The organism is Serratia sp. OS31 (assembly GCF_014164835.1).
Classification (GTDB): Bacteria; Pseudomonadota; Gammaproteobacteria; order Enterobacterales; family Enterobacteriaceae; genus Serratia; species Serratia liquefaciens_A.
Genome location: NZ_JACJFQ010000009.1, coordinates 119,772 through 144,826, shown reverse-complemented (window position 1 = coordinate 144,826; position 25,055 = coordinate 119,772). Strand labels below are relative to the sequence as shown.

The 25,055-nt window shown below is 58.0% G+C and carries 25 protein-coding genes; 7 read left to right on the top strand and 18 right to left on the bottom strand.

What is annotated here, in order from left to right; translation table 11 throughout:
- Positions 1–72: 72 nt before the first annotated feature.
- Positions 73–1,023, top strand: coding sequence for an HTH-type transcriptional regulator MetR (gene metR / locus H5P17_RS10515; RefSeq protein ID WP_044554456.1), 951 nt, complete (start codon positions 73–75; stop codon positions 1,021–1,023).
- A 32-nt stretch (positions 1,024–1,055) separates the two neighbouring features.
- On the opposite strand, the gene H5P17_RS10510 is transcribed toward metR, so the two are convergent.
- Positions 1,056–1,919 carry a carboxylate/amino acid/amine transporter gene (locus H5P17_RS10510; RefSeq protein ID WP_044554455.1) on the bottom strand — a complete coding sequence of 288 codons (864 nt, stop codon included), beginning with the start codon at positions 1,917–1,919 and terminating at the stop codon, positions 1,056–1,058.
- 150 nt (positions 1,920–2,069) lie between these two features.
- On the opposite strand from H5P17_RS10510, the gene H5P17_RS10505 reads away from it, so the two are divergent.
- Positions 2,070–2,399 (top strand): hypothetical protein, encoded by a 330-nt coding sequence (locus H5P17_RS10505; RefSeq protein WP_044554454.1) that lies wholly within the window; start codon positions 2,070–2,072, stop codon positions 2,397–2,399.
- On the opposite strand, the gene H5P17_RS10500 is transcribed toward H5P17_RS10505, so the two are convergent.
- The 12 genes from H5P17_RS10500 to H5P17_RS10445 form a co-directional block, all read right to left on the bottom strand.
- Complete coding sequence (locus tag H5P17_RS10500) at positions 2,380–3,336, bottom strand: AEC family transporter (protein WP_044554453.1); 957 nt, start codon at positions 3,334–3,336, stop codon at positions 2,380–2,382. The two genes, H5P17_RS10505 and H5P17_RS10500, sit on opposite strands and share 20 nt — an antisense overlap.
- 105 nt (positions 3,337–3,441) lie before the next feature.
- Positions 3,442–4,188, bottom strand: coding sequence for a glycerophosphodiester phosphodiesterase (ugpQ, locus tag H5P17_RS10495; RefSeq protein ID WP_044554452.1), 747 nt, complete (start codon positions 4,186–4,188; stop codon positions 3,442–3,444).
- Positions 4,185–5,261, bottom strand: a complete 1,077-nt coding sequence (locus tag H5P17_RS10490; RefSeq protein ID WP_182822751.1) for a sn-glycerol-3-phosphate import ATP-binding protein UgpC — start codon at positions 5,259–5,261, stop codon at positions 4,185–4,187. Before H5P17_RS10490 ends, ugpQ begins: the two co-directional genes overlap by 4 nt.
- 16 nt (positions 5,262–5,277) lie before the next feature.
- On the bottom strand, positions 5,278–6,123 hold the full coding sequence (gene ugpE / locus H5P17_RS10485) for a sn-glycerol-3-phosphate ABC transporter permease UgpE (RefSeq protein ID WP_044554450.1): 846 nt from the start codon (positions 6,121–6,123) through the stop codon (positions 5,278–5,280).
- Entirely contained in the window at positions 6,120–7,007 is an 888-nt protein-coding gene (gene ugpA / locus H5P17_RS10480; protein ID WP_044554449.1) for a sn-glycerol-3-phosphate ABC transporter permease UgpA, read from the bottom strand. The genes ugpE and ugpA overlap by 4 nt, the downstream gene beginning before the upstream one ends.
- A 108-nt stretch (positions 7,008–7,115) precedes the next feature.
- The gene (gene ugpB, locus H5P17_RS10475; protein ID WP_182822749.1) at positions 7,116–8,435 is read right to left on the bottom strand and encodes a sn-glycerol-3-phosphate ABC transporter substrate-binding protein UgpB; all 1,320 of its coding nucleotides are present in this window, start codon (positions 8,433–8,435) and stop codon (positions 7,116–7,118) included.
- A 314-nt stretch (positions 8,436–8,749) separates the two neighbouring features.
- On the bottom strand, positions 8,750–9,937 hold the full coding sequence (locus H5P17_RS10470; RefSeq protein WP_182822747.1) for a PLP-dependent aminotransferase family protein: 1,188 nt from the start codon (positions 9,935–9,937) through the stop codon (positions 8,750–8,752).
- Between the two features lie 105 nt (positions 9,938–10,042).
- On the bottom strand, positions 10,043–10,744 hold the full coding sequence (gene livF / locus H5P17_RS10465; protein ID WP_020824823.1) for a high-affinity branched-chain amino acid ABC transporter ATP-binding protein LivF: 702 nt from the start codon (positions 10,742–10,744) through the stop codon (positions 10,043–10,045).
- A gap of 3 nt (positions 10,745–10,747) precedes the next feature.
- The gene (livG, locus tag H5P17_RS10460) at positions 10,748–11,515 is read right to left on the bottom strand and encodes a high-affinity branched-chain amino acid ABC transporter ATP-binding protein LivG (protein WP_020824822.1); all 768 of its coding nucleotides are present in this window, start codon (positions 11,513–11,515) and stop codon (positions 10,748–10,750) included.
- Positions 11,512–12,795, bottom strand: coding sequence for a high-affinity branched-chain amino acid ABC transporter permease LivM (locus H5P17_RS10455; protein WP_122076566.1), 1,284 nt, complete (start codon positions 12,793–12,795; stop codon positions 11,512–11,514). The genes livG and H5P17_RS10455 overlap by 4 nt, the downstream gene beginning before the upstream one ends.
- Positions 12,792–13,718 (bottom strand): high-affinity branched-chain amino acid ABC transporter permease LivH, encoded by a 927-nt coding sequence (gene livH, locus H5P17_RS10450; RefSeq protein ID WP_044554445.1) that lies wholly within the window; start codon positions 13,716–13,718, stop codon positions 12,792–12,794. Before livH ends, H5P17_RS10455 begins: the two co-directional genes overlap by 4 nt.
- Before the next feature lie 125 nt (positions 13,719–13,843).
- The gene (locus tag H5P17_RS10445) at positions 13,844–14,959 is read right to left on the bottom strand and encodes a branched-chain amino acid ABC transporter substrate-binding protein (protein ID WP_044554444.1); all 1,116 of its coding nucleotides are present in this window, start codon (positions 14,957–14,959) and stop codon (positions 13,844–13,846) included.
- Positions 14,960–15,365: 406 nt separating this feature from the next.
- On the opposite strand from H5P17_RS10445, the gene panM reads away from it, so the two are divergent.
- From panM to H5P17_RS10430, 3 genes are all read left to right on the top strand, one after another.
- The gene (panM, locus tag H5P17_RS10440) at positions 15,366–15,758 is read left to right on the top strand and encodes an aspartate 1-decarboxylase autocleavage activator PanM (protein ID WP_044554443.1); all 393 of its coding nucleotides are present in this window, start codon (positions 15,366–15,368) and stop codon (positions 15,756–15,758) included.
- The gene (locus H5P17_RS10435) at positions 15,755–16,972 is read left to right on the top strand and encodes a DUF3142 domain-containing protein (protein ID WP_182822745.1); all 1,218 of its coding nucleotides are present in this window, start codon (positions 15,755–15,757) and stop codon (positions 16,970–16,972) included. The genes panM and H5P17_RS10435 overlap by 4 nt, the downstream gene beginning before the upstream one ends.
- A gap of 70 nt (positions 16,973–17,042) precedes the next feature.
- The gene (locus H5P17_RS10430; RefSeq protein WP_255477892.1) at positions 17,043–19,040 is read left to right on the top strand and encodes a hypothetical protein; all 1,998 of its coding nucleotides are present in this window, start codon (positions 17,043–17,045) and stop codon (positions 19,038–19,040) included.
- 59 nt (positions 19,041–19,099) lie between these two features.
- On the opposite strand, the gene rpoH is transcribed toward H5P17_RS10430, so the two are convergent.
- The 4 genes from rpoH to ftsY all read right to left on the bottom strand — a co-directional run bounded on the left by rpoH (position 19,100) and on the right by ftsY (position 23,566).
- Positions 19,100–19,957, bottom strand: a complete 858-nt coding sequence (gene rpoH, locus H5P17_RS10425; RefSeq protein WP_020824815.1) for an RNA polymerase sigma factor RpoH — start codon at positions 19,955–19,957, stop codon at positions 19,100–19,102.
- Positions 19,958–20,272: 315 nt separating this feature from the next.
- Positions 20,273–21,226 carry a permease-like cell division protein FtsX gene (ftsX, locus tag H5P17_RS10420; RefSeq protein ID WP_020824814.1) on the bottom strand — a complete coding sequence of 318 codons (954 nt, stop codon included), beginning with the start codon at positions 21,224–21,226 and terminating at the stop codon, positions 20,273–20,275.
- The gene (gene ftsE / locus H5P17_RS10415; RefSeq protein WP_020824813.1) at positions 21,216–21,887 is read right to left on the bottom strand and encodes a cell division ATP-binding protein FtsE; all 672 of its coding nucleotides are present in this window, start codon (positions 21,885–21,887) and stop codon (positions 21,216–21,218) included. The genes ftsX and ftsE overlap by 11 nt, the downstream gene beginning before the upstream one ends.
- A 5-nt stretch (positions 21,888–21,892) precedes the next feature.
- Positions 21,893–23,566, bottom strand: a complete 1,674-nt coding sequence (gene ftsY / locus H5P17_RS10410) for a signal recognition particle-docking protein FtsY (RefSeq protein ID WP_182822741.1) — start codon at positions 23,564–23,566, stop codon at positions 21,893–21,895.
- A 221-nt stretch (positions 23,567–23,787) separates the two neighbouring features.
- On the opposite strand from ftsY, the gene rsmD reads away from it, so the two are divergent.
- Together rsmD and H5P17_RS10400 are read left to right on the top strand one after the other, a co-directional pair.
- Positions 23,788–24,408, top strand: coding sequence for a 16S rRNA (guanine(966)-N(2))-methyltransferase (gene rsmD / locus H5P17_RS10405; protein WP_044554439.1), 621 nt, complete (start codon positions 23,788–23,790; stop codon positions 24,406–24,408).
- Complete coding sequence (locus tag H5P17_RS10400; protein ID WP_006317223.1) at positions 24,398–24,670, top strand: DUF1145 family protein; 273 nt, start codon at positions 24,398–24,400, stop codon at positions 24,668–24,670. Before rsmD ends, H5P17_RS10400 begins: the two co-directional genes overlap by 11 nt.
- 27 nt (positions 24,671–24,697) lie before the next feature.
- Here H5P17_RS10400 and H5P17_RS10395 read toward each other — a convergent pair whose 3' ends face one another.
- Entirely contained in the window at positions 24,698–25,054 is a 357-nt protein-coding gene (locus H5P17_RS10395) for a DUF2500 domain-containing protein (RefSeq protein WP_044554438.1), read from the bottom strand.
- Position 25,055 lies beyond the last annotated feature (1 nt).

The following is a 25,055-nucleotide window of genomic DNA, read 5'->3' as shown; positions in this document are numbered from 1 at the left end:
ACACATCCATAATCCGCAGGTACTGTATTAACCACAAGCGCAATTTATTCACTGTCACTGTGAAGGACTCTCATGATCGAACTGAAACACTTACGGACGCTGCAGGCTCTGCGCAATACCGGCTCGCTGGCGGCCGCGGCGGCCCAACTCCATCAGACACAGTCTGCTCTGTCGCATCAGTTCAGCGATCTGGAGCAGCGTCTGGGCTTCAAGCTGTTCGTTCGTAAAAGCCAGCCGCTGCGCTTTACCGCGCAGGGTGAGATCCTGTTGCAGCTGGCAGAGCAGGTGCTGCCGCAAATCCAGCAGGCGCTGCAGGCGTGCCACGAACCTCATCAGGCCACGCTGCGTATCGCCATTGAATGCCACAGCTGCATTCAATGGCTGACGCCGGCGCTGGATAACTTCCGTCAGAGTTGGCCGCAGGTGGCGATGGACTTCAAATCCGGTGTCACCTTTGATCCACAGCCGGCGCTGCAACAGGGTGAACTGGATCTGGTGCTGACCTCCGACATTCTGCCGCGCAGCGGTTTGCACTATTCGCCGATGTTTGATTTCGAAGTACGACTGGTGCTGGCGCCGGATCATCCATTGGCCAGCAAGCTGCACATCGAGCCTGAAGATTTGATTGACGAAACGCTGATGATTTACCCGGTACAGCGTCAGAGGCTGGATATCTGGCGCCATTTCCTGCAGCCCGCAGGCATCAGCCCGGCGCTGAAAAACGTGGATAACACCCTGTTGCTGATCCAGATGGTATCGGCGCGGATGGGGATCGCGGCGTTGCCGCATTGGGTGGTGGAAAGTTTTGAACGCCAGGGATTAGTGGTGACCAAAACCCTGGGGGATGGCCTGTGGAGCCGTCTTTATGCCGCGGTACGCGACGGTGAACAGCGCCAGGCTGTCACCGAAGCCTTTATCCGCTCGGCACGCCAGCACGCCTGCAATCATCTGCCCTTCGTACGTGATGCTGCACGCCCAAGCGCCGGCGTCGCCAGCGTGAAACCACTGGCTTCGCAGCCCTGACCTTCAGGGCAGCTCGCGCTTGGGCTGCCCGTTTATTTGCTGACCACTTTCGGTGCTACCCAGCGGCGGTGCACCCACAGCGAAGCGACAATCACCGCCCCGCCGATAATGAAACTTGGCCAATGCGGCTGTTGCTGCCAGATGGCCAGATTAACCAACAGTCCTGCCGGCACATGCATGTTATTCATGATGCCCAAAGTACCGGCATCCACCTGCGTTGCGCCGTAGTTCCACATGAAATAACCCAGCCCGGAAGCCACCACGCCCAGCCACACCAAAATCCCCCACTGCAGGTTAGTGGTTGGCAGCTGCTGCGGGTTGCCCCACAGGCACCAGGCGACCACCGCCACAACCAAGGCCCCCAGATAGAACCAGGAAAATGCGGTGTGTTGCGGCAGCGGGTGCACTTCCATCAGCCGTTTGTAACCGACCATGCCGATAGCGAAGCTGATGTTCGCCGCCTGCACTAGTAACAGCCCCCACCAAAAGTGCTCGCTTAACTGATGGTAACGGATAATTGCTGCCCCCAGCACCGCCAGCAGCGCGCTGAGCACATACCCCCAGCGCAGGCGCTGACCGCTGATCAAATCATAAATCAGCGTAACATACAGCGGCGTCAGCACGGTAAACAGCAGGAATTCCGGCACCGTCAGGTACATGTAAGCACGGAAGCTGAACAGGTACATAATGCCAAGCTGGCAGGCTCCTACCAGCATATACAGCAGGATCACTTTCGGCTTGATGTTGCGCCAGCGCAGGAAAGGCAGGAACACGGCCGCCGCCAAACCGATGCGCATCAGCACCGAGAACCAGCTGTCGACCTGACCCGCCAGATATTCGCCAATCAGGCTGAAAGAAAATGCCCACAGGATGGTCGTAATCACCAGAAGCAGCACGATGGGTTCACCCTAAAGATTCAGAAAGGGCGATTGTAGCGGAAGGCAGGAAGGGGCGTGATGAAAAGGCGGTTTACATCTGAGCAAAATACAAACTGTCGGCAAATTTTCACCGCTGGGTTAGGCTTAATAAAAGACGAGGAGAACATCATGAAAAGTTATCATCTGCTCTATGGCCTGTTGCTGCTGTCCGGATTGGCCACTGCAGCCAACGGCGTTACCGAACTCAGCTCGCAACAGCAGTTTCTCAACCAACGCACTCAACAGGCGCAACAACAGCGTATGTTGAATAATCAGCAGATGGATCAGCGCCGCCTGCAACAGCAGCGGCAGTTCGATAATAATCAGCAACAACTGCAGCGAACGGCGCCAAACGGCGGGCAACTGCTGCCCAATGGCAACCAGCCGCGCAGCCCATTCAATCGCACGGCGCCGCCGGTATCCCAGGCACCGCTACCGGCTAGCCCCGCACGCCCATGATGGTAAGGATCAGCGGCGTGGTGACCGCTGCCAGCACGGTGGACATCACCAGGCTGGTGGCGGCAGGCCCGGTCAATACGTTGAACTGGCGTGACATCAGGTAAACATTGACGCCAACGGCCATCGACCCCAGCAACACCACCACCCGGGTTTCCATCGGCGGCAGGTCCATCATCCAGGCCAGTAGCCAGATGATCAGCGGTTGAACAATCAGCTTGAGGAAACAGATGCCGCTGCTGAGACGCCAGCCTTCGCTGATGCGATACTCCGCCAGCCCCATACCCAGCACCACCAGCGACAGCGGTGCGGCAACCTGACCCAGCATACTGACCGGCTGATCGACAAACGTCGGCAGCGGCAAGCCGGTCAGGCTGAACAGCGTGCCGGAAAGAATGCCGATAATCAGCGGGTTGGTCAGCACGCTACGCGCTGTTTTGATAAAGCCCTGCAGCGTCGGCGAACCATTGCGCGCCCATTCGATGGAGATAGTCACCAGCGTCCAGAGGATCAGGCCGTTAAACACCAACACCAAGGCCACCGACGGGATCGCCGCCTCGCCAAGCATGACGCTGGCGATAGGCAGACCCAGCATCACGTTATTGGAGAAAATTCCGCCCAACGCGAACACCGATCCTGCCACGCCATCCAGTTTAAATACCCGGCGCGCCGTGATTCGCCCGATCACGAACACAATCAGGCAACTGCCGAAAAAGGCAATCAGCAAGCGAGCATCTACCGCCGGACGTTGCGAAAAGTCGCACATCATGCGAAACAGCATAGCGGGGAGGGCCAGAGAGAAGACGAAACGCGTTAAACCGTCGGTGATGGTAGCCGGCCATTTACCCCAGCGGATAAGGCCATACCCCAACACGATCAGCACAAACAACGGCAAAGAAAGCGCTATTTGGTGCCATAAAGAAACCATGAAAACTGACATCGCATCCCTTCCGTTAGCGCGGCGGCAAAGGGCTGACGTCGCAATATTCAACAGGCGCCGACGGCTTTCTCACGGACGCAGCAAACTGCGCCCGTGGCAACGGGATCACTCGTTGGGAAAGTCCGGGCCGATCAAATCTATCCGGTCAGTGCAAATACAGTCAACGCCCCAGTTCAACAACAGGCGCGCACGGGCGGGCTGGTTAACGGTATAAACCAGAATGCGCAGCCCCGCCGCCTTCAACGCCGACACCCGTTCGGCCGTCAATTCTTTATGGTTGATGTGCAATGAAACGCAGCCCAGTCTTTCGGTCAGCGCCTGCCAGTTGTCGTCCCAGTGATCCAGCAACAGGCCGCGTGGGAGTTCCGGCACCGTACGCTGCGCCGCCTCAAGCGCCTCAATCGAGAAAGAAGAGAGCAGCGGATCGGTCTGGCCCTGCCACAGCAAACGTGCCGCCAACGCCACAACGCGGCCGGTTTCATCATCGCTGCCGGTGGTAGGCTTGATTTCAATGTTCGCCATCATGCCGTGCTGCAGGCAGCGTTCCGCCACTTCGGCCAACAGCGGCAAGCGTTCGCCCTTGTAAGCGGAGTTGTACCAGTTGCCGGCATCCAGCTGTACCAGTTTGTCCCACGGTAATTCACCCGCCACGCCCCAACCGTTGCTGGTGCGATCGAGGGTATCGTCGTGCAACAGAAATATTTGCCCGTCCTGTGCCAGCTTGGCGTCGAACTCAATCATTTTATGACCGTGGCGTGCGCCGACGTCGATCGCCGCCAGGGTATTTTCCGGCGCCAGAGAACCGCCGCCGCGGTGGGCGACAATGTGGGGATAAGGCCAGGCTGTGGTCATGATTCCATCCGTAATCCGCTATCGGTATCAAAAAAGTGCAGCGCCTGTGCAGGCAACTGCAAATATAGCGTGCTGCCCGCCGTCGGCATAGTTTCATGCGACAAACGCGCAATCACGCCGTGACCGCCCCACTGCCCATGCGCCAGGTTATCCGCGCCCAATAACTCCAGCGTTTGCAGCGCCAGCGGCACGCCCCCTTGCTCGGGGGTGGTCAGTTGAATATGCTCCGGGCGGATGCCGAGCGTCAACCGGCGACCGCCCCACTGCGCCTTTGGCTGCGGTAAATTCAGCGTCATCCCCTCCGCCAGCTGCAGCTGGCTGCCGTCTGCGCTCAGGGTACCCGGCAACAGGTTCATCGCCGGCGAACCGATAAAGCTGGCGACGAACAGCGACGCCGGGCGCTGATAGACCTCGCTGGGGGTGCCAATTTGCTCTGCCACGCCTTTGTTCATGACGATCACCCGCTGTGCCAGCGTCATCGCCTCCACCTGATCGTGCGTCACATACAGGCTGGTGGTTTTCAGCCGGCGATGCAGTTGTTGCAGTTCCAGGCGCATTTGGACGCGCAGCTTGGCATCCAGATTCGACAGCGGTTCATCAAACAGGAATACCGCCGGCTCACGCACGATAGCGCGCCCCATCGCTACCCGTTGACGTTGGCCGCCGGAAAGCTCGCGCGGCTTGCGTTGCAACAGCGGCTCCAGCTCTAAAATACGCGCAGCTTCTTCTACCCGTTGCTGGATATGCTGTTTGCCGAAGCCGCGAATTTTCAGGCCATAGGCCATGTTGTCGTATACGCTCATATGCGGATACAGCGCATAGTTCTGGAACACCATCGCGATACCGCGATCTTTCGGCTCCATATCCGTTACGCGTTGACTGTCGATATAAATATCGCCGCTGGTGGTGCGTTCCAGCCCTGCCACCATGCGCAACAGCGTCGATTTGCCGCAGCCGGACGGGCCGACCATCACGATAAATTCACCGTCCGCCACGTCGAGGTCAATCTGCTTGATTACCGGCGTTTTACCGTCGTAAGACTTGGTGACTGCCTGTAGTTTTAAACCTGCCATGTGAAAATTTCTCTCGTTACTTTTCGCTATCAACCAGGCCGCGTACAAACCAGCGCTGCATCAGAAGAACCACCGTCAGCGGTGGAATTAAAGTCAGAATCATCGCCGCCATCACCTGATTCCACTGGGTCGGCGCGCCGGAGGTGGAGATCATGCTCTTGATACCCGCCACCGCGGTGCCCATCGAAGCATCGCTGGTGATCAGGATCGGCCACAGGTACTGGTTCCAGCCGTAGATAAAGGTGATGACGAACAGCGCCGCCAGATTGGTCTTCGACAGCGGCAGCACGATATCCCAGAAAAAACGCATCGGGCCGGCACCGTCAATCCGCGCCGCTTCCAGCAGTTCGTCCGGTAGCGTCATAAAGAACTGACGCAGCAGGAAGGTGGCGGTCGCCGACGCCATCAGCGGCAACGTCAGGCCGGTGTAGCTGTCCAGCAGGTTGAGGTTGGAGATAACCTCCACCGTCGGGAAAATACGCACCTCAACCGGCAGCATCAGGGTGAGGAATATCAGCCAGAAGAACAGGCTGCGCAGCGGGAAACGGAAATAAACGATGGCATAGGCGGACAACACCGACACCACAATCTTGCCGAAGGTGATGGCCAGCGCCATCACCACGCTGTTCAACAGCAGCAGCGAAAACGGCACCTTAAGGTTGCCCACGCCACCCTGCCAAATATTGCGGATGTTTTCCCACAGGTGACCACCGGGGATCAGGGTCATCGGTACCTGAAACACCTGTTTGTCGTCCAGCGTAGCCGCCACGAAGGCCACGTACAGCGGGAACAGCACCACCAGCACGCCGATAATCAGCATTACGTGGCTGAAAATGTCCAGCCCGCGTCGGTTCTCTATCATTGGTAACGCACCTTACGTTCGACAAAACGGAACTGGATCACCGTCAGGCCAATCACCAGCAACATCAGGATCACCGACTGTGCCGCAGAGCTGGACAGATCCAGACCGGCAAAGCCTTCGCGGTAAATCTTGTAGATCAGCGTGGTGGTGGACTGTACCGGTCCGCCGCCGGTCGCGGCATCGATCACCGGGAAGGTATCGAAGAAGGCGTACACCAGATTCACCACCAGCAGGAAGAAGCTGACCGGCGTGATTAACGGCAGCACCAGATTAAAGAAACGCCGTACCGGGCCAGCACCGTCAATGGCCGCCGCCTCAACCAGAGAACGTGGAATAGACTGCAGCGCAGCCAGGAAAAACAGGAAGTTATAGCTGATTTGCTGCCATACCGAGGCCAACACTACCAGGAACATCGCCTGTCCGCTGTTTTGCGCATGGTTCCAGTTGTAGCCCAGTCCGTTGAGGAAATGGGTAATCAGCCCCAGGCCGGGGTTGAACAGGAAAATCCACAGCACCGCCGCCACCGCGGGCGCCACGGCGTAAGGCAGGATCATCAGCGTTTGGTAGATCCGGCTGCCGCGCAGCACGTAATCCACTAACGCGGCGAAGAACAACGACACGACCAGCCCGATACCCGCCACCAGGAAACTGAAAATCAGCGTGGTGTAAAACGAGTCCAGGTAGTAAGGGTCGTGGAACAGTTGGGTAAAGTTGTCCAGCCCGACAAACTGGCTGGACAGGCCGAACGGATCGAGGCTTTGCACCGAATACCACAGCGCCTCACCGGCAGGCCACAGAAAGAAGATTGCGGTGATCAGCAACTGCGGCAGCACCAGAACATAGGGCAGCCAACTGCAGCCGAAACCGGGACGGGAAGATGACATAGGGGTTAACCGTTTTCAGGTACTGAAATATGACCGTGGAAGTACGGGCTCAGCATGCTGAGCCCGTACTTCTGCTGGGGCACAATAAATTGCGCCCTTAACACAGGCTTACTTGGTCGAGGACTCGAAGCGACGCAGCAACACATCACCGCGCTGTACGGCGGCATCCAATGCCTGCTGTGGCGTTTTCTTACCGGTCCACACGCCCTCCAGCTCTTCATCCACGACGGTGCGGATTTGCGGCATATTGCCCAAACGCAGCCCCTTGGTGAACGGCAATGGCGGCTTGTTCAGCATTTGACGCGTCGCCACGTCCGCCCCTGGATTCTTGTCATAGAACCCCTGTTGTTTGGTCAGGTCGTACGCTGCCGTGGTGATCGGCAGATAGCCGGTCTTCTGGTGCCACTCGGCGGCGATCTCCGGCTGTGCCAGATACTGCAGGAACTCGGCTACGCCTTTATAGGTGGCGGCATCTTTGCCGTTCATCACCCACAGGCTGGCGCCACCGATAATGGCGTTCTGCGGCGCATTTTTGGCATCGGCGTCATACGGCATCATGCCCACGCCATAGTTGAATTTGGCGTAATGCTTGATGTCCGCCAACGAGCCGGATGAAGCGGTAGTAATGGCACAGTCACCGCTGTAGAACTTCTCGGTGGATTCGTCTTTACGGCCGAAATAGGTGAAGTCACCTTTTTTGTTCATCTCTTCCAGCAGTTGGATATGCTTGACCTGCAACGGCTTGTTGAACTCCAGCTTGGCGCTCGCGCCACCAAAACCATTGTTCTCTGTGGCGAATGGCACACCGTGCCAGGCACTGAAGTTCTCCAGTTGGATCCAACCCTGCCAGCCACTGGCATAGCCGCATTTCATGCCGGCTTCACGCAGTTTGGCGGTGTCCGCCGCCAGCTCCTGCCAGGTTTTTGGCGGCTGGTCCGGGTTCAAGCCGGCTTTCTTGAAGGCATCTTTGTTGTAATACAGCACCGGGGTGGAGCTGCTGAACGGCTGCGACAGCAGGTGCCCGCTTTTGTTGTCGGTGTAGTAACCGGACACCGTAGGCACGAATACCGATTCGTCGAAACTGATGCCCGCGTCTTTAAACACTTCATACACCGGCTTGATCGCCTTGCTGGCCATCATGGTGGCGGTACCCACTTCATACACCTGCAGGATCGCCGGCGCTTTACCGGAGCGGTAAGCCGCGATGCCCGCCGCCAGGCTCTGTTCGTAGTTGCCTTTATAAACCGGAACAATTTTGACGTCGGTGTGCGACTGGTTAAAGCGGTCCGCCAGGGAGTCCACTTCTTTACCCAGTTCGCCCTCCATCGAATGCCAGAACGGGATCTCGGTCGCCGCCAGTGCCTGAGTGCTGACCACCAGGGTCAACGCGACGCACAGCGTGGTTTTGCGAATAGCGTAGGTGAGCATGCCTAACTCCTGAAAAAAGCTGGTGTAATAAGCGCGTGTGCGAAAAGAATCAATTCTTGTTCGGAAGTGTTCCCCTATAGCTTTCAAGTCGCGGCTAGACGGCAACCTGATGGATCCCTTGGAGCTTAGATAACTAAGTGACAGGGAAACATCAGGGCAGGCAACAACGCTGCGGCTTGAAAGATGACGGGGATAACATGCCATGCTCGGATGACAGAAATATAACTGTCAGGTGACAGCCAGATGACGGAAGGGTGAAGTGCAGATTGCGGTTTGATGTCGGCGACGGAGAACCTTCCCCGCCGCCGTGAGGATTACAGTGAACGACGCAGCCGAGCGACCGCTTCCTGCATTTGCTGTTCAGTGGCAGTGGCGAAAGACAGGCGGAAAGTCGAACGATCCGGGTTGTCGGAGAAGAAGTACTCTCCTGGCACAAACACCACGCCCTGCTGCAGGGTGGTTTTCAGCCATTCGGTGGCGTTGAACGGCTGACGGAAACGCGCCCACAGGAACATGCCGCCTTTTGGCATATCGAAGCTGATATGGTCACCCAGCTCTTTTTCCACCAGTCCGGCGAGGATCTCGCCTTTTTGTTTGTAAGCCGCGCGGATCTTTTCGATCTGCGCCGGCAGGCGACCCAGCCCCAGGTAACACTCTACGATGCTTTGCGACAATGCGCTGGCATGCAGATCCGCCGCCTGCTTGATGATCGCCACTTTATGCAGCAAAAACGGCGGCAGGATAGCCCAGCCCAAACGTAAGCCCGGAGCCAGGATCTTGGAGAAGGTCGAGGTATAGATAATATTATCGGTATGGCCCAGCACCTGCTGTGAAACCTGGTGCAGCGTCGCGTTACGCTCGTCGGTAAAACGCAGTTCACCGTACGGGTCATCCTCGATGATCAGGAAATTGTGCTCGGCCGCCAGCTTGACCAACATTTCGCGACGCGAGGCGCTCAGGGTAATGCCGCTTGGGTTGCCGAAGTTCGGCACCACATACACACCCTTGATGCGCTGCGTTTTCAACAGCTCGGCCAGTTCTTCGACCACCATGCCATCACTGTCGGACGATACCGACATGATGTTGGCTTCCGCCAGTTCCAGCGTCTGCAATGCCGCCAGGTAGGTCGGACGCTCCACCACAAACACGTCGCCCGGATTCACGATGGCGCGCATCACCAGATCCAGCGCCTGCTGGGAACCGGCCGTGACCATCACTTCATCGGCGGTGGCGGTGACGCCGCGTTCGGCACACAGCTCGCAGATGCGTTCACGCAGCACCGGGCTGCCTTCGGTCAGACCGTACTGAAAAGCGCTTTTCGGCTGTTCGGTGATCGCCTGATGAGTGGCGATGCTCAGCCCTTCGAAATCAAACAGGGCATCAGAGGGGATGCCGCCCGCCAGCGAAATGACGTTTTCCATCTTACTGTGCTTGAGCAATTCACGGATTGCCGAGCTTTTTACTTTTACGATGCGCTGCGCGAGTAACCCTTCTGTGTTCATTTCTTATTCTTCTCGTAATCGTTAAAAATGTTGTAGGGGTCCGATACGCTGCGCCCGAGTCGCTCGGGGCGAAGATATTCGCCCCCTACCGCTTCGACGGGTATTTCAACCGCCCAGATACGCCGACCTCACTGCTTCGTTTGCTAACAATTCGGCCCCCGTATCTTCCAACACCACGCGCCCGTTTTCCAGTACATAACCGCGATCGGCCAGTTTCAGCGCCTGATTGGCGTTTTGTTCGACCAGGAAGATGGTCATACCCTCTTCACGCAGCTGTTGAATGATGTCAAAAATCTGCTGAATGATGATCGGCGCCAGCCCCAGAGAGGGCTCATCGAGCAGCAGCAGCTTCGGCTGGCTCATCAGTGCACGGCCTATCGCCAACATCTGTTGCTCACCGCCGGACATGGTACCCGAACGCTGTGTACGGCGTTCCAGCAGGCGCGGAAACAGACCGAACACCCTTTCGATGCGCTGTTGATATTGGTGACGGTCGGCAAAGAAACCGCCCATCGCCAGGTTCTCTTCCACCGTCATGCGCGAGAATACCCGCCGGCCTTCCGGCACGATCGCCACCGCCTCGCGCATAATGCGCGAAGTCTGCCACTGGGTAATGTCCTGATCGAGAAAGGTGATGCTGCCTTCGCTGGCGCGGGGTTCACCGCACAGCGTGCCAAGCAGCGTGGTTTTACCGGCGCCGTTAGCGCCGATCAGAGTGACAATCTCGCCCTGTTTTATGTTCAGGCTAACCTGATGCAGCGCCTGGATTTTGCCGTAATGGGCGGATACCTGATTAAATGACAACATAAATTATTCGCCCAGATAGGCCCGGATCACGTCCGGGTTGTTACGGATTTCTGCCGGGGTGCCCTGCGCCAACGGCGTGCCCTGGTTCACCACGTAGATACGATCGGAGATGCCCATCACCAGCTTCATGTCGTGCTCAATCAACAGCACCGACACCTTATGCTGATTGCGCAGCTCGACGATCAGGTGATCCAGCTCGTCGGTTTCCTTCGGGTTCAGGCCCGCCGCCGGCTCGTCCAGCATCAGTAATTCCGGCCGGGTGACCATGCAACGCGCAATCTCCAACCGCCGCTGTTGACCGTAAGCCAGATTACCCGCCGAACGGTTCGCCATCTCCAGCAGGCCAACCCGTTGTAACCAAACCGAGGCGCGCTCCAGCGCATCGGCTTCGGCACGGCGGAAGGCCGGCGTTTTCAGCAGCCCGGCGAACACGCCGCTTTTCAGATGCTGATGCTGTGCGACCAACAGGTTTTCGATCACCGTCATCTCGCGAAACAGCCGTACGTGCTGGAAAGTCCGCACCACGCCCATCCGGGCGATGGCCTGGCCGGGCAGCCCTTCCAGATGGCGCTCGCGCAGTTTGATGGTCCCGCTGGTCGGACGGTAAAAGCCGGTCAGGCAGTTAAACACCGTGGTTTTTCCGGCACCGTTCGGGCCGATCAACGAAACAATCTCGCCCTCGTTCAGCGTCAGCGCCACGTTATTGACCGCCAGCAGGCCGCCGAAGCGCATCGACAGCCCTTCGACCTTCAACAAAGGTTGCATGCTCATGCTTGCTCCCCCTTGCCTGCCTGGATATCCGCCGCCTTCAGTTTTAGCTGTGGCCGCTTCATCGGCAGCAGCCCCTGCGGCCGCCAAATCATCATCAATACCATTAAGGCACCCAGCAACAGCATGCTGTATTCGTTCAGGTCACGCATCAGTTCGCGCGACACCACCAGCAGGATCGCCGCCAGGATCACGGCGAACTGCGATCCCATGCCGCCCAAGACCACGATCGCCAACACGAAGGCCGACTCGACAAAGGTGAAGGATTCCGGGCTGACGAAGCCCTGGCGCGCAGCGAACAGCGTACCGGCAAAACCGGCGAAGGCAGCGCTGATGGTAAAAGCGGTCAGTTTGATTCTGGTCGGATTAAGCCCCAGCGAACGGCAGGCGATTTCATCTTCACGTAAGGCTTCCCAGGCACGGCCCAACGGCATGCGCAGCAGGCGGTTGATCACAAACAGCGTCAGTACCACCAGCAACAACGCCACCAGGTACAAAAAGACAATGCGATCGCTCGGATCATATTTCAGGCCAAAGAAGTTATGGAAGGTGTCCCAGCCGCCGTCACGCGCGCTGCGGTTGAACTCCAGGCCGAAAAAGGTCGGTTTCGGGATCTGGCTGATGCCGTTCGGCCCGCCGGTGATCTCGGTATTGTTCAACAACAGGATGCGCACGATCTCACCGAACCCCAGCGTGACAATCGCCAGATAATCGCCGCGCAGGCGCAGCACCGGGAATCCGAGCAGAAAACCAAAGAGGGCGGTGACCATACCCGCCAGCGGCAGGCTCTCCCAGAAACCCAGGCCGTAATAATGGTTCAGCAGTGCGTAAGTGTAAGCGCCAATCGCATAGAAACCGCCGTAGCCCAACACCAGCAAACCGGACAGCCCCACCACTACGTTCAGGCCCAGGCCCAACATCACGTAGATCAACGTCAGCGTGGCGATATCCACCGAGCCGCGTGAGACCAGAAACGGCCAGGCAACCGCGGCGATAATGATTGCTGCGGCCAACAGCTTCTGCCGGGCGGTCGTGCCATCGAAGCTCGGTAATACCCAGGCCGGGCCGGAGATTTTTTTCAGCCCGTGCTGCATCAGCGGGCGCAGCAGTTGGAAGAAAAACACGATGACGCAGCCGATGCCGATCCACATCCAGCGCACTTCCGCCGCGCCGTGCACCACCAGTTTGGTGCCGTCCAGGCTCAGCTGCATGCCCATCAGGAATGAAGCCATCACAAACAGCACCAGGGTGGCGATCAGCGCGTTGAGCAAATTGAGTTTCATACCTTCTCAACCTCCGGACGCCCAAGGATGCCGGTTGGCATGATCAGCAGCACCACAATCAGCAGCGCGAACGACACCACGTCTTTATATTCGGTGCTCAGGTAAGCCGAAGTCAGCGCTTCCGCCACCCCCAGGACCAGGCCGCCAATCATCGCGCCGGGGATGCTGCCGATGCCGCCCAGCACCGCCGCGGTGAAGGCCTTCATGCCGGCCATAAAGCCAATATAGGGGTTAATCACTCCGTAGAATTGCCCGAGCAGTACGCCGGCGACCGCCGCCATCACCGCGCCGATGACAAAGGTCAGCGAGATCACCCGGTCGGTATTGATGCCCAGCAGGCTGGCCATCTTCAAATCCTCCGCACAGGCGCGGCAGGCGCGGCCCATGCGTGAATAGCGAATAAACATCGTCAACGCCAGCATCGCCAGGAAGGTAACGCCCCAGATGATCAATTGCATGGTGCTGATGGTGGCGGCAAAGCCGTTGCTTTCCCCCAGTACCCATTGCCCGGTGACCAGGCTTGGCAACGCCAGGTCGCGCGACCCCTGGGTCAGGCTGACGTAGTTTTGCAGGAATATCGACATCCCTATGGCGGAAATCAGCGCGATCAGGCGTTTGGAACTGCGTACCGGCTTGTAGGCCACCCGCTCGATGCTCCAGCCGTAAGCGCTGGCGATCACGATCGATACCAGAAAAGCCGCGCCAATCAGCAGCCAACCGACGTCGATGCCGATCATCATCAGGGCGGCGATAACAATAAAGGAGACATAGCTGCCGATCATGTACACCTCGCCGTGGGCGAAGTTGATCATGCCGATGATGCCGTAGACCATGGTGTAACCGATGGCGATCAATGCATAGGTGCTGCCCAACGTGACGCCGTTGAACATTTGCTGCAGAAAATAGAGAACCTGCTCAGACATACTCTAACCCTTGGCTGCGCTTTTATAGCAAACCTGAACGCGGAGAGAAATTCAGGTAAAGGGGTGCGGGCCGGTAAGCCGGCCTGCGGGCGCAGCTAGCTGCGCCCTACCCTAATTATTATGGCTTATTTAATCGGCGTTGAAGTGCCATCGGCATGCCATTCGAACACGCCGAACTCGAAGCCTTTAAGATCGCCTTTGTCATCCCAGCTCAACGGCCCCATCACGGTGTCCACCGGCTTGCCGGTTTTCAGATCCTTGACGATATCGGCCGGTTCCTGGCTGCCGCTGCGCTCCATCCCGGCAGTCAGAGATTGCAACGCTGCGTAAGTGGTCCAGACGAACGGCCCGGTTGGATCCAACTTTTTGGCTTTAAGCGCATCCACCACCGGTTTGTTGGCCGGCACCTGATCGTAACGCTTGGGCAAGGTCACCAGCATGCCTTCAGAGGCCGCACCGGCGATGTTGGACAGCGAGGAGTTGCCCACGCCTTCCGGCCCCATAAAGCGGGTGGTCAAACCGGCCTGTTTAGCCTGGCGCAGGATCTGGCCCATTTCCGGGTAGTAACCACCAAAGTAAACGAAATCGACGTTTTCTTTCTTCAGGCGCGCCACCAGGGTGGAGAAATCTTTATCGCCAGCGGTGATACCTTCAAACATCACCACGTCGGTGCCCTGCTTTTTCAGGCTGTCGCGCACCGAGCGCGCCAGGCCTTCGCCGTACTGCTGCTTGTCGTGCACCACGGCAATGCGCTTGGGTTTGATCTCGCTGAGGATGTATTTCGCCGCCGTCGGCCCCTGATCGGAATCCAGGCCGGTGGTACGCATGATCATTTTGTAACCGCGAGTGGTCAGATCGGCGTTAGTGGCCGCCGGGGTGATCATGATTACGCCTTCATCTTCATAAATGTCGGAAGCCGGCTGCGTCGAGGATGAGCACAGGTGGCCAATCACATAGCGGATACCGTCATTGATCACCTTGTTGGCGACGGCTACCGCCTGTTTTGGATCGCAGGCGTCGTCATATTCCACGCCGACCAGCTTGTCGCCCTTGATACCGCCCTTGGCGTTGATATCGGCAATCGCCTGACGGGCGCCAGTGAATTCCATATCGCCATACTGCGCCACCGGGCCGGACATCGCCCCGACGATCGCCACCTTGATGTCTTTCGCCATTGCCGAATGCCCGATAGCCATCGCGATACAACCCGCCAACAGCGCCTTACCCTTTGTTAATTTCATCCGCAAATCCCCCTCTGTCGTTGTGAACGTACCTGTTGTGTTTGCCGGCACCTGACCCTTATTTACTGCTTTTATTCATAAGTAATAATGATTTAGGTGTTTTTGTGGCAATATTTTCTAATAAGACTTTATTTTTCATGCCATTAAACAGGAATTTTCTGCTGCAAATCAACTTACACAATCAGAAACAAGCGGTGTAAACAGCATAAAATCCGGATTAAATCTGCGCTGTTTTGCATCAGGCACAGCGCGTTATGCTGGTTCTCGATCGCTTTACTACATATTTACTCGGAAAATGCGTCCTGCAAAAAACATTTTGCGCAGTAATCGTACAGAAAAACTTACACAACGCTCTGTGCAAGATCTATTACACTGTCGGCATCGATTAGCCGTTCGGAAATCCTGCATGAAACTGACTATTGAGCGATTAACCACGCTGTCCCAGCAAGACCTTATCGACCTTGGCAAAATCTGGCCGCATCAGCAGCCGGAACAGTGGGAAAGCTGGCTGGGTGGCGATAAAGCGTTGTTTGCCGCCCGCTTCAATGAACGGCTGCTGGGTGCGGTGAAACTCGAGCTGGACGGTGACCGTGCCCAACTGCAGGATTTGCTGGTGCGTGAAGTGACACGCCGTCGCGGCGTCGGGCTGTATCTGGTGCAGGACGTGCTGCGTCAGTTACCGCAGATAACGCATTGGCAGCTTTCGACTGCCGGTCTGACACCGCGTGAGCGCGGTGAGGTGGATAACTTTATGCGCGCCTGTGGTTTCACCCAGCAAGGCGAACTCTGGCTGCGATGAAACGCAGGCTCCTCGCACTGTTGATGCTGGTGCTGGCGTTAATCGCCTGGTTTGGTGGCCGCCAGCAGGCGTTGCGGCTACAGCCGGCCTGGGATAATCAGGTTTACGTCTGGCAACGGGTTTGGACGCCGCAGCATGATGCGGCGCTGGCACAAAGCCGCGATCTGTTCCCGGTGATGCGGGTGCTGGCCTTGCAGGTACACCCGCGTGAAGGTTGGCGGGAAATGCCGGTCAATCTCCCTTTACTGAAACAAGATGGTCGCCCGCTGTGGCTGGTGGCCCGCCTGGACGGGCAACTGGCGCAGCTGGATGAATCGGCAATTCGCCGACGCTTGCTTAAACAGGTTCAGCACTGGCAGGCCGCGGGGCTGCCGGTCATCGGCGTTGAAATAGATCATGACGCCGCCACCGCCCGCCTGCCCGCGTATCAACATTTCCTGCAGCAGCTGCGCCAGCAGTTACCTTCCTCACTGCAGCTGGGCATTACCGCATTGCCGGCCTGGATCGGCTCAGCTGCACTGCCCGGTGTCTTGCAACAGGCAGACAGCTCGGTGCTGCAGGTACATGCCGTACTCTCGCCCGAGCAGGGGCTGTTTGCCACCCCGCTGGCGCTGCGTTGGATAAAACAGTACGCACAAATCACGCCAAAACCTTTCCGGGTGGCGTTGCCTGCCTATGGCATGGGCCTGGTTGGATTCGATGCGCAGGACGCACAGGTTGAAAGCGAAACCTCTTTGAGGGTGACGGGGACAACACGCGAACTGACGGTCGCGCCACAGCAGGTGGCCGATTTTCTGCGCCAGTTGAACACACGGACGACGCCGCACCTGCTGGGCCTGATCTGGTTCCGTTTGCCACTGGAGGACGATCGCCGCGCCTGGTCACTGGCTACGCTGCGGGCGGTAATAGAAAAGCAGCCGCTTGACGTCAGCTGGCAGGTAAAATTTAGCCCTCAGACACAGCAAAACGGCCTAAATGATCTGATAATTCAAAACAACGGGCCGGTGGATGCGCCACTACCGCATGAAATTGTCATCAACGCCAGCGAGTGCCTGGCGGCGGACGCGGCGGGCAATTACCGGCTGGAAAGCGAGCCTCAACGGCAACGCTTTGTGCTTATCCGCAGTGACCAGCTGCGCGCCGGACAATCCCGGCCGCTGGGCTGGCTGCGCTGCCAACAACTGACGCCAGGAGGCACCCTTGTCATACCTTAATACGCGCGCCACACGGAGTCTGCGCGGTCGAACTCTTCCATTGGCTGCCCTGATCGGCTCGGCGCTGGCAATGCCGCTTAATGGCTACGCCTGCGGGCCGGATTTCCCTAACCGTTTGCTGGTCGATCGCAACGGCACGCTACTGTATATGCCGGAAGGCAACTTTGCCTTTGAAGCCGGGCGCCTGGTCGCAGTGGATAAACAGCTGCCGTTGTGGAAAGCACCACCGCCGGCCATGCCACCGAAACCGATGCCGCTGTCGCCGGAAACTGTCATCATCGGCAAGATGCGCGCGGCCAAAACCGTTGAAGAGGCCGATGCGGTCAATAGCCAGGGGCTGTCTAATGCGGCCCGCCTTTACCAACTGGGTGCCGTGGCCTTCGCCGGCAAAGATCCACGCGCCGGTGAGTACTTCCAGCAGGTTCTGGCGCTACCTGCCGCAGAGCAAGGTGACTGGGGGCTAAGGGCACAGTATTCACTCGGCCGGTTGTTGATGGGCGATCACGGCACGCCGGAAAACCAAGGCGACGGCTCGAGCATCGCAGTCGAACATCCCGCGAAGCCCCAGCTCGAGCAGGCGCTAGCGGCCTTCCAGCAGGTGATTGATAAAGTGAAAGGCGGTACGGCCGATCCTGATCAACTGGCGCTGAGCAGCCTGGGGCAGCAGGCCCGTATTCATCTTTGGCTGGGCGATATCCCTCAGGCGGCCAGGTTGTATGCGCAACAGGCGGCACAGGGCGACCAGGAGGGTGGGCTGTCGTTGCAGTACGTCTCCAGTTACCTGGTCAATCCCGATCACTTCGAGGCCTTGAAACAGGCGATCGCCGACCCGCTGATCCAACAACTGGTCACCATTGAGCTGTTTGCCCGCAGCAGCAATCTGCAAATGGCGGACACGGACGGCACCGGCACCCGTTCTGCGCAGATCATCAGCCAGATTCTGACGCTGCTGGATGCCTCGGTGAAAAGCGGCTTCAGCGGCAGCGATCGGCTGGCGGCGCTGGCCTATCGCGCCGGGCAGTACCCGATGGCCGCCAGCCTGCTGAAACATGCCGGTGACAGCGGTTTGGCCTGGTGGCTGCGCGCCAAGATGGCGCTGCGCGACGGGGATGTTAAAGCCGCCACCGCAGACTACGCCAAAGCAGCGGCCGCGTTCCCCTCCAATGAAAGCTGGGGCGAACAGCGCAACGCGGACTTTACGCCAGAAACCATCGTGCCCGAATGCCGGGTGGCGGGGGAGCAGGCCATTCTGGCCCTGGATCGCGGCGACTATCTGCAGGCAATGGACTTCCTTTATCGCGGCAAAGAAATTTACTGGGCGGACGTCGCCGACGTGGCCGAACGCGTGCTCTCCATCGATGAGCTGAAAGGCTTTGTTGATAAGCATGTACCGGCCCCGGCTACGCCGTTGAAACCGGTCAATCCCGACGACTACAACGGCCAGCTGCTTACGCCGGATGTGCAACTGCGCGAGCTGCTGGCGCGGCGGCTGATGCGCGCCGGACGCCCTCAAGAAGCAATGGCCTACTTTGATATCCCGAACTATCGTCAGGTTGCCCAACAGTACGCCGATACGCTGAAAGCGGCGCAGGACAAAACCGCTGACAAACTGGCGCGCGCCAAAGCCTACTATCAGGCGGCAACGCTGCTGCGCAGCCAGGGGCTGGTATTCACGGGTTATGAGATGACGCCAGATTATGCGATTTATGACGCGGGCTATTCTTATCTGGGGGATGCCTTTGATACGCGCGAGCTCAAGCATAAGAGCTGGATCAGCAACGCAGAGGCGGCTCGGGCCAAAGCGGCATTGCCGCCACAGGATAATCGCTTCCTGCACTACCGCTGGCAGGCGGTTGATCTGGCGCAGCAGGCCGCCGACTTACTGCCGCCAAAAAGCCAGGCCTATGCCGCCGTGCTGTGCAATGCCGCTAGTTGGGTGATCAAACGTGACGCGAAAACCGGCCGGGCGCTGTATCAGCGCTATATCAATACCGGGACGCGTTACAGCTGGGCCAACAAGTTTGGCTACGATTGCCCGGCACCAGATTTCGCGGCGGTTACGCCATAACGTCGAATTTCAGGCACAAAAAAGCCCGGCTAGCCGGGCTTTTTAACGCTTATGTGGGATTAGGCTTCGATCGCCATTTTCAGTTTCTTCATGGCGTTCTTTTCTAGCTGGCGCACACGCTCAGCGGAAACACCGTACTGATCGGCCAGCTCTTGCAGCGTGGATTTATTGTCGTCATCCAACCAGCGGGCGCGAATGATATGCTGGCTACGCTCGTCCAGACCTTCCAGCGCATAGGCCAGTTTGTCTGCGGCGTTGCTTTCCCAGTTATCTTCCTCGATGCCTTCGGCGAAGTCCGAGCTTTTATCCTGCAGGTACAGCACCGGCGCCATAGACTGGCCATCACGGGCTTCGTCGTCCGGCGTAGGATCGAACGTCATGTCCTGCGCCGCCATGCGGGATTCCATCTCGCGGACGTCCTTACTGGTCACGCCCAACTCGCGAGCGACCAATTCCACCTCGTCCTGATTGAACCAGCCCAGACGCTGCTTGGTTTTACGCAGGTTAAAGAACAGCTTGCGCTGTGCTTTGGTGGTAGCCACTTTAACGATACGCCAGTTGCGCAGTACGTACTCGTGAATTTCTGCCTTGATCCAATGCACCGCAAAGGAAACCAGACGCACACCAACCTCTGGGTTGAAGCGGCGAACAGCTTTCATCAGGCCAATATTACCTTCCTGGATCAGGTCTGCCTGCGGCAGGCCGTAACCGGAGTAATTGCGGGCAATATGAGCGACAAAGCGCAGGTGAGACAGGATGAGCTGCTTAGCGGCTTCCAGATCGCCCTGATAATGCAGCCGTTCAGCCAGCTCCCGCTCTTCCTCTGCCGTCAGCATCGGATAGGTGTTGGCGGCCCGGATATAGGCTTCCAAACTGCCCTGGGGCACTAAAGCTAAAGTTTGCATTTCTTTGGTCATTCAAACCCTCTCTTGAAAAAACAGGTCATGCAGGTGATTGTCACGGCGGGGAAAAGATTGATTTTACGGCAGTTGCTATTGCAAAAGCGGTCCACACGCCGGGCACCATAACATTTTGCTGCAGATTTTGACCGCGTTCCGCCCTATTAGTTCACAGTTTTTCGATCGCATTGTGCATGACAATACGTGACGAAGACTCAGGCCGATAGGGAATTTGTGCGCTAAGAAGAGACTGGATGAGGCTTAGATTAGTGCCGGTAGCTCTTCTCCCACAACACGCTCGGAGCAGCAGGAGAAGAGTATACCAAAAAATCTTTATTGTGGTGTAAATCGGCGTAAATGTTGCACCGTCGCCAGCCAGGCGGCGATCCAGCCGATCATCGCAGAGACAATCAACAGCAGCAACGCCTCGTCCCAACCCAGGCCGTGCAGGGTAAAGGTGGTGCCGAACACCTTGGCCACGCCGGTGACCACCGACTCCAGTCGCCATACCATCGCCCCGGACAACACCAACGACAGCAATGCGCCAAAGAAGCCCAGCATCGCACCGCCGTTCAGGAACGGCCGCAGGATGAAACCGTCGGTGGCACCAATCAGCTTCATCACGTTGATGGTATCGCGACGGCTGAAGATGCTCAGACGTACGCTGTTGCCGATCACCAGGAACACCGCCACCACCATCAGCACGCCGATCATCGCGGCCACTTGCCCCACCAGCCCGGTCAGTGCAGCCAGACGGGCAAACCAGCTGTCGTCCATTCGCACTTCATCCACACCCTGCACCGCCGCTACGCGATCGCGCAGGGTATTGAGGGTGTCGGAACTTTGGAAGCTCATTTTCGGCGTGATGATAGCCACTGCCGGCAACGGGTTCTCTTCCAGCATGTCCAGCGCGCCGCCAAAGCCGGACCAGTTGCGGAACTCGCCCCGGGCCTCTTCACGCGACAGGTAATTCACTTTCTCTACGCCGGCTTCCGCCTTGATGGCGTCGAGCACTTTCACCGCCGCGTCGTCATCCAGGGATTTATCCAGGTACACCGTTAACTGTGGCGTGGGGTACCACTGCGTCGCCGCGGTGCTGACGTTTTTCCAAACGATATAACACACGCTTGGCAGCGTCAGGGAGATGGCGATTACCATCACCGTCAGCAGCGTCGCCAGTGGCTGGCGCAGCATATCCTTGACGGCGTTCATCCAGGCATAGCGCCATTGTTCTCGCCAGCCGCCACGCAGCGCTTTGCTCTTGGCGGTTTTTGCATTATTCGCCATGATGCGCTCCTCCAGCCATGCGGCCCTGACTCAGGCGCAGAATGCGGTAATTGCGACGGGCGATCAGCCCGGTGTCATGGGTGGCCATCAGCACGGTGACACCCACGCGGTTAAACTCTTCGAACAGGCGCAGAATGCCTTCCGACAGCGCATCGTCCAGGTTACCGGTAGGCTCATCCGCCAGCAGTACCGCCGGCTTGTTGACCACCGCACGGGCGATCCCCACACGCTGCTGCTCACCGCCGGAAAGCTGAATCGGGAAGTTTTTCGCCTTATCCAGCAGCCCGACCTTGTCCAACGCAGCGGAAACGCGGCGACGGATGTCTTCGGTGCTGGCACCGGCGATGATCAGTGGCATCGCCACGTTGTCATACACCGTGCGATCCAGCAGCAAATGGTGGTCCTGGAAAATCATGCCGATCTGACGACGCAGGAACGGCACCTCACGGTTTTTCAACCGGCTGATGTCATGGCCGCCAAACCAAATATGGCCGGCGCTTGGCCGTTCGATACCACAAATCAGTTTCAGCAGGGTACTCTTCCCCGCGCCGGAATGGCCGGTCAGAAACGCCATCTCTGCCGGGCGCAGATGGAAATCTACCCCCTGCAGGGCCTGCCGTCCGCCCAGATAAGCTTTACTGACCTGTTCAAAGCGAATCATCCGTATTAATCCTCTCGGGCAAAAAGTGCCTCAATAAAATCGTCAGCCTTAAACGGCCGCAAATCTTCGATGCCTTCCCCAACGCCGATATAGCGAATCGGGATACCGAACTGATCGGCAATGGCGAAGATCACCCCGCCCTTGGCGGTACCGTCCAGTTTAGTCAGTGTGATACCGGTTAAGCCCACGGCTTCATTAAATAATTTCGCCTGGCTGACAGCATTCTGTCCGGTGCTGGCATCGAGAGTCAGCATAACCTCATGGGGGGCCTGGTCGTCCAGTTTTTTCATGACGCGGACGATCTTCTTCAGCTCTTCCATCAGGTGCGCTTTGTTCTGCAAACGCCCTGCCGTATCGGCCAGCAGCACGTCGATACCGCGGGCCTTGGCAGCCTGGACCGCGTCGTAAATCACCGAGGCGGAATCCGCGCCGGTATGCTGCGCCACCACCGGAATACGGTTGCGCTCGCCCCACACCTGCAGTTGCTCTACCGCCGCGGCACGGAAGGTGTCCCCCGCCGCCAGCATCACCGATTTGCCTTCCGCCTGGAACTGGCGAGCCAGCTTACCGATGGTGGTGGTTTTACCTACGCCGTTCACCCCAACCATCAGAATGACATACGGGTTTTTACCGCCAACATCCAGCGGCTGATCAACTTTAGCCAGAATTTCGGACATTTCCTCCTTCAGCTTACCGTACAACGCATCGGCGTCTTTCAACTGCTTGCGGCTGGCATGCTGAGTCAGAGAGGTAATGATTTTACGCGTGGTTTCCACGCCGACATCGGCAATCAACAGCTGTTCTTCCAGCTCTTCAAACAGCTCGTCGTCAATTTTCTTGCCGCGGAACAGGCCAACAAAACCGGAACCCAAATTTTGCTTGGTTTTCACCAGGCTGCGTTTCAGCCGGGCAAAGAAGCCTTCTTTGGTCGGGCGTTCCTGTTCCTGAGTGACCGCAGGGACCAACAGTTCAGCTTCTTTTTCTTCTTCAATGGCCGGCGCGACGATAATCGGTTCCAGCGCCACGCTGGCCGGTAATGGTTCTGGTTCTGGTTCTGGCTCTGGCTCTGGCTCTGGCTCTGGCTCTGGCTCTGGCTCTGGCTCTGGCTCTGTCTCTGGCTCTGGCTCTGGCTCTGGCTCTGGCTCTGGCTCTGGCTCTGGCTCTGGCTCTGGCTCTGGCACGATAATAGGTTCAGGCGCAATCACTTCCGGCTCTGACGCAATAATCGGCTCTGGCGTAATCACTTCGGGTTCTGATATCACCGCCGCTTCGGGCTCGGGCTCAATGGCGGGTTCGGGTTCAGGCTGAACCACAGCCACCGGTTCGGCAATTTCTTCAACTGCCGGCAGTTGCTCCGCCGCCACCTGTTCGGTGAGGGTGACAATCTCTTCCGCCAGCTTTTCTGCCGGGGCAGAGTGTTCGACGACGGCCGGCACGCTTTCTGCAATATGCTCGCCGGTCAGACTGCCGTCCCACTCCCCAGGCGTCTCTACGGAGGCGGCAGGTTCAGATTCCTGCGCGGGGAGCTGGTCATCCAGCTTGGGAGCGACCGGCTCAGCCGGGACCTCCACGGCCTGATCCTCCGCCGCTTCTACCGGCGTCTCAGGTTGCTGTTGCTCTTCTTCCTTCTGGCCGAAGCCCAGCCAGGAGAAAAACCCGCGTTTCTTATCTTTTGCCATGTTATGACTCTACTCCGTACCGAAGGCTTGCTTATGCTGACAATAATTCGCCGAGTCTATCACTTTCCCTCGCCCAGCAACACGCATCCGGCACGCTTTCCACTGTGAAATCAGGCAACAAAGTTTTACCGTTTCCCCCGGCGCGTCTCACCGGTAGAATAGCGGCAACTGATCGTTAACTCATTCGGCCTCATCGCCAGAAAAACCATCAAAGCAAACCTATGACAAGAATATCGCCACGGGCATCGGCAAAAAAAGCGCCTCAGGCTGCGGCCGGGCAGATCCGCATTATCGGCGGCCAATGGCGCGGACGAAAACTGCCGGTACCCAACAGCCCCGGGCTGCGTCCGACCACCGATCGCGTTCGTGAAACCCTGTTCAACTGGCTGGCGCCGGTGATCCAGGGCGCACGTTGCCTGGATTGTTTCGCCGGTAGCGGCGCACTCGGCCTGGAAGCGCTGTCGCGCTATGCCGGCAGCGTCACTCTGTTGGAGTTTGAGCGCCCGGTGGCGCAGCAACTGGAAAAAAATCTGGCCCTGCTGCAAGGCAATGGCAAGGTGGTCAATACCAACGCGTTGAGCTGGCTGGCGACCCCCGCTCAGCCGTTTGACGTGGTGTTTCTCGATCCGCCTTTTCGTAAAGGATTGCTGGCCGAAACCGTCACGCTGCTGGAGCAGCAGGGCTGGCTGGCCGATGAGGCCTGGATCTACGTAGAGGCCGAAGCCGAAAGCGCCGCCGCTGATGTCCCGGCCAACTGGCAGTTACACCGCGAAAAAGTCGCCGGGCAGGTGGCTTATCGTCTTTATATCCGTTCGCAAGAGAAAACCGAAAATGCTGATTAATCTGGGTCGCCTGCTGATGCTGTGCGTGTGGGGCTTTCTGCTCTCCAACCTGTTTCACCCCTTTCCCAAGCCGCTGAAATATTTCATCGACGTGGCGCTGTTCTTTATGGTGGTGATGCACGGGCTGCAGCTGGTTCTGCTGAAGTCCACGCAGCCGAAAGATCAGCCGATAAGCTACTGGCAAGAAGCCAAGATCTTCATCTTTGGCGTCTTCGAACTGCTGGCCTGGCAGAAAAAACAGCCGCCGATCAAAAGAAAATAACCCCGCATGGGCACCGGATCCGGTGCCCTACGGCTGGGCGGTAAAAGAGACGAAGCGCGTGCCCTGCATGCTCAACGTGCCCTGCGCGCCTTTTTCAATCGGATTATACTGCCACGGCTTCAACCGCAGCCGGATCTCTTCACCGCCACCCTGCGGGCTAAACACCACCTCATAATGCATCGGCTCATTGACCAGCGGCTCCCGCTGCGGTGCCCGGGTCTTGGCAACCGGAAACTCACGTTTGTCACTCACCGTGACCTGTAGGCTGCGCACCGGCGCGCGGTCGTTATCCGCTTCAGTACGGCGCTGATTGAAATAGCGCTGTGTCGCCAGTACGGCGATCAACGCAATCACGGCGATAAAAAACAGCGGCGGCTTACTCATC

Coding starts and splice junctions, on each gene's coding strand:
- metR (WP_044554456.1), top strand. CDS start 73: ATGATCGAACTGAAACACTTACGGACGCTGCAGGCTCTGCGCAATACC.
- H5P17_RS10505 (WP_044554454.1), top strand. CDS start 2,070: ATGAAAAGTTATCATCTGCTCTATGGCCTGTTGCTGCTGTCCGGATTG.
- H5P17_RS10500 (WP_044554453.1), bottom strand. CDS start 3,336: ATGTCAGTTTTCATGGTTTCTTTATGGCACCAAATAGCGCTTTCTTTG.
- ugpQ (WP_044554452.1), bottom strand. CDS start 4,188: ATGACCACAGCCTGGCCTTATCCCCACATTGTCGCCCACCGCGGCGGC.
- H5P17_RS10490 (WP_182822751.1), bottom strand. CDS start 5,261: ATGGCAGGTTTAAAACTACAGGCAGTCACCAAGTCTTACGACGGTAAA.
- ugpE (WP_044554450.1), bottom strand. CDS start 6,123: ATGATAGAGAACCGACGCGGGCTGGACATTTTCAGCCACGTAATGCTG.
- ugpA (WP_044554449.1), bottom strand. CDS start 7,007: ATGTCATCTTCCCGTCCCGGTTTCGGCTGCAGTTGGCTGCCCTATGTT.
- ugpB (WP_182822749.1), bottom strand. CDS start 8,435: ATGCTCACCTACGCTATTCGCAAAACCACGCTGTGCGTCGCGTTGACC.
- H5P17_RS10470 (WP_182822747.1), bottom strand. CDS start 9,937: ATGAACACAGAAGGGTTACTCGCGCAGCGCATCGTAAAAGTAAAAAGC.
- livF (WP_020824823.1), bottom strand. CDS start 10,744: ATGTTGTCATTTAATCAGGTATCCGCCCATTACGGCAAAATCCAGGCG.
- livG (WP_020824822.1), bottom strand. CDS start 11,515: ATGAGCATGCAACCTTTGTTGAAGGTCGAAGGGCTGTCGATGCGCTTC.
- H5P17_RS10455 (WP_122076566.1), bottom strand. CDS start 12,795: ATGAAACTCAATTTGCTCAACGCGCTGATCGCCACCCTGGTGCTGTTT.
- livH (WP_044554445.1), bottom strand. CDS start 13,718: ATGTCTGAGCAGGTTCTCTATTTTCTGCAGCAAATGTTCAACGGCGTC.
- H5P17_RS10445 (WP_044554444.1), bottom strand. CDS start 14,959: ATGAAATTAACAAAGGGTAAGGCGCTGTTGGCGGGTTGTATCGCGATG.
- panM (WP_044554443.1), top strand. CDS start 15,366: ATGAAACTGACTATTGAGCGATTAACCACGCTGTCCCAGCAAGACCTT.
- H5P17_RS10435 (WP_182822745.1), top strand. CDS start 15,755: ATGAAACGCAGGCTCCTCGCACTGTTGATGCTGGTGCTGGCGTTAATC.
- H5P17_RS10430 (WP_255477892.1), top strand. CDS start 17,043: ATGCCGCTTAATGGCTACGCCTGCGGGCCGGATTTCCCTAACCGTTTG.
- rpoH (WP_020824815.1), bottom strand. CDS start 19,957: ATGACCAAAGAAATGCAAACTTTAGCTTTAGTGCCCCAGGGCAGTTTG.
- ftsX (WP_020824814.1), bottom strand. CDS start 21,226: ATGGCGAATAATGCAAAAACCGCCAAGAGCAAAGCGCTGCGTGGCGGC.
- ftsE (WP_020824813.1), bottom strand. CDS start 21,887: ATGATTCGCTTTGAACAGGTCAGTAAAGCTTATCTGGGCGGACGGCAG.
- ftsY (WP_182822741.1), bottom strand. CDS start 23,566: ATGGCAAAAGATAAGAAACGCGGGTTTTTCTCCTGGCTGGGCTTCGGC.
- rsmD (WP_044554439.1), top strand. CDS start 23,788: ATGACAAGAATATCGCCACGGGCATCGGCAAAAAAAGCGCCTCAGGCT.
- H5P17_RS10400 (WP_006317223.1), top strand. CDS start 24,398: ATGCTGATTAATCTGGGTCGCCTGCTGATGCTGTGCGTGTGGGGCTTT.
- H5P17_RS10395 (WP_044554438.1), bottom strand. CDS start 25,054: ATGAGTAAGCCGCCGCTGTTTTTTATCGCCGTGATTGCGTTGATCGCC.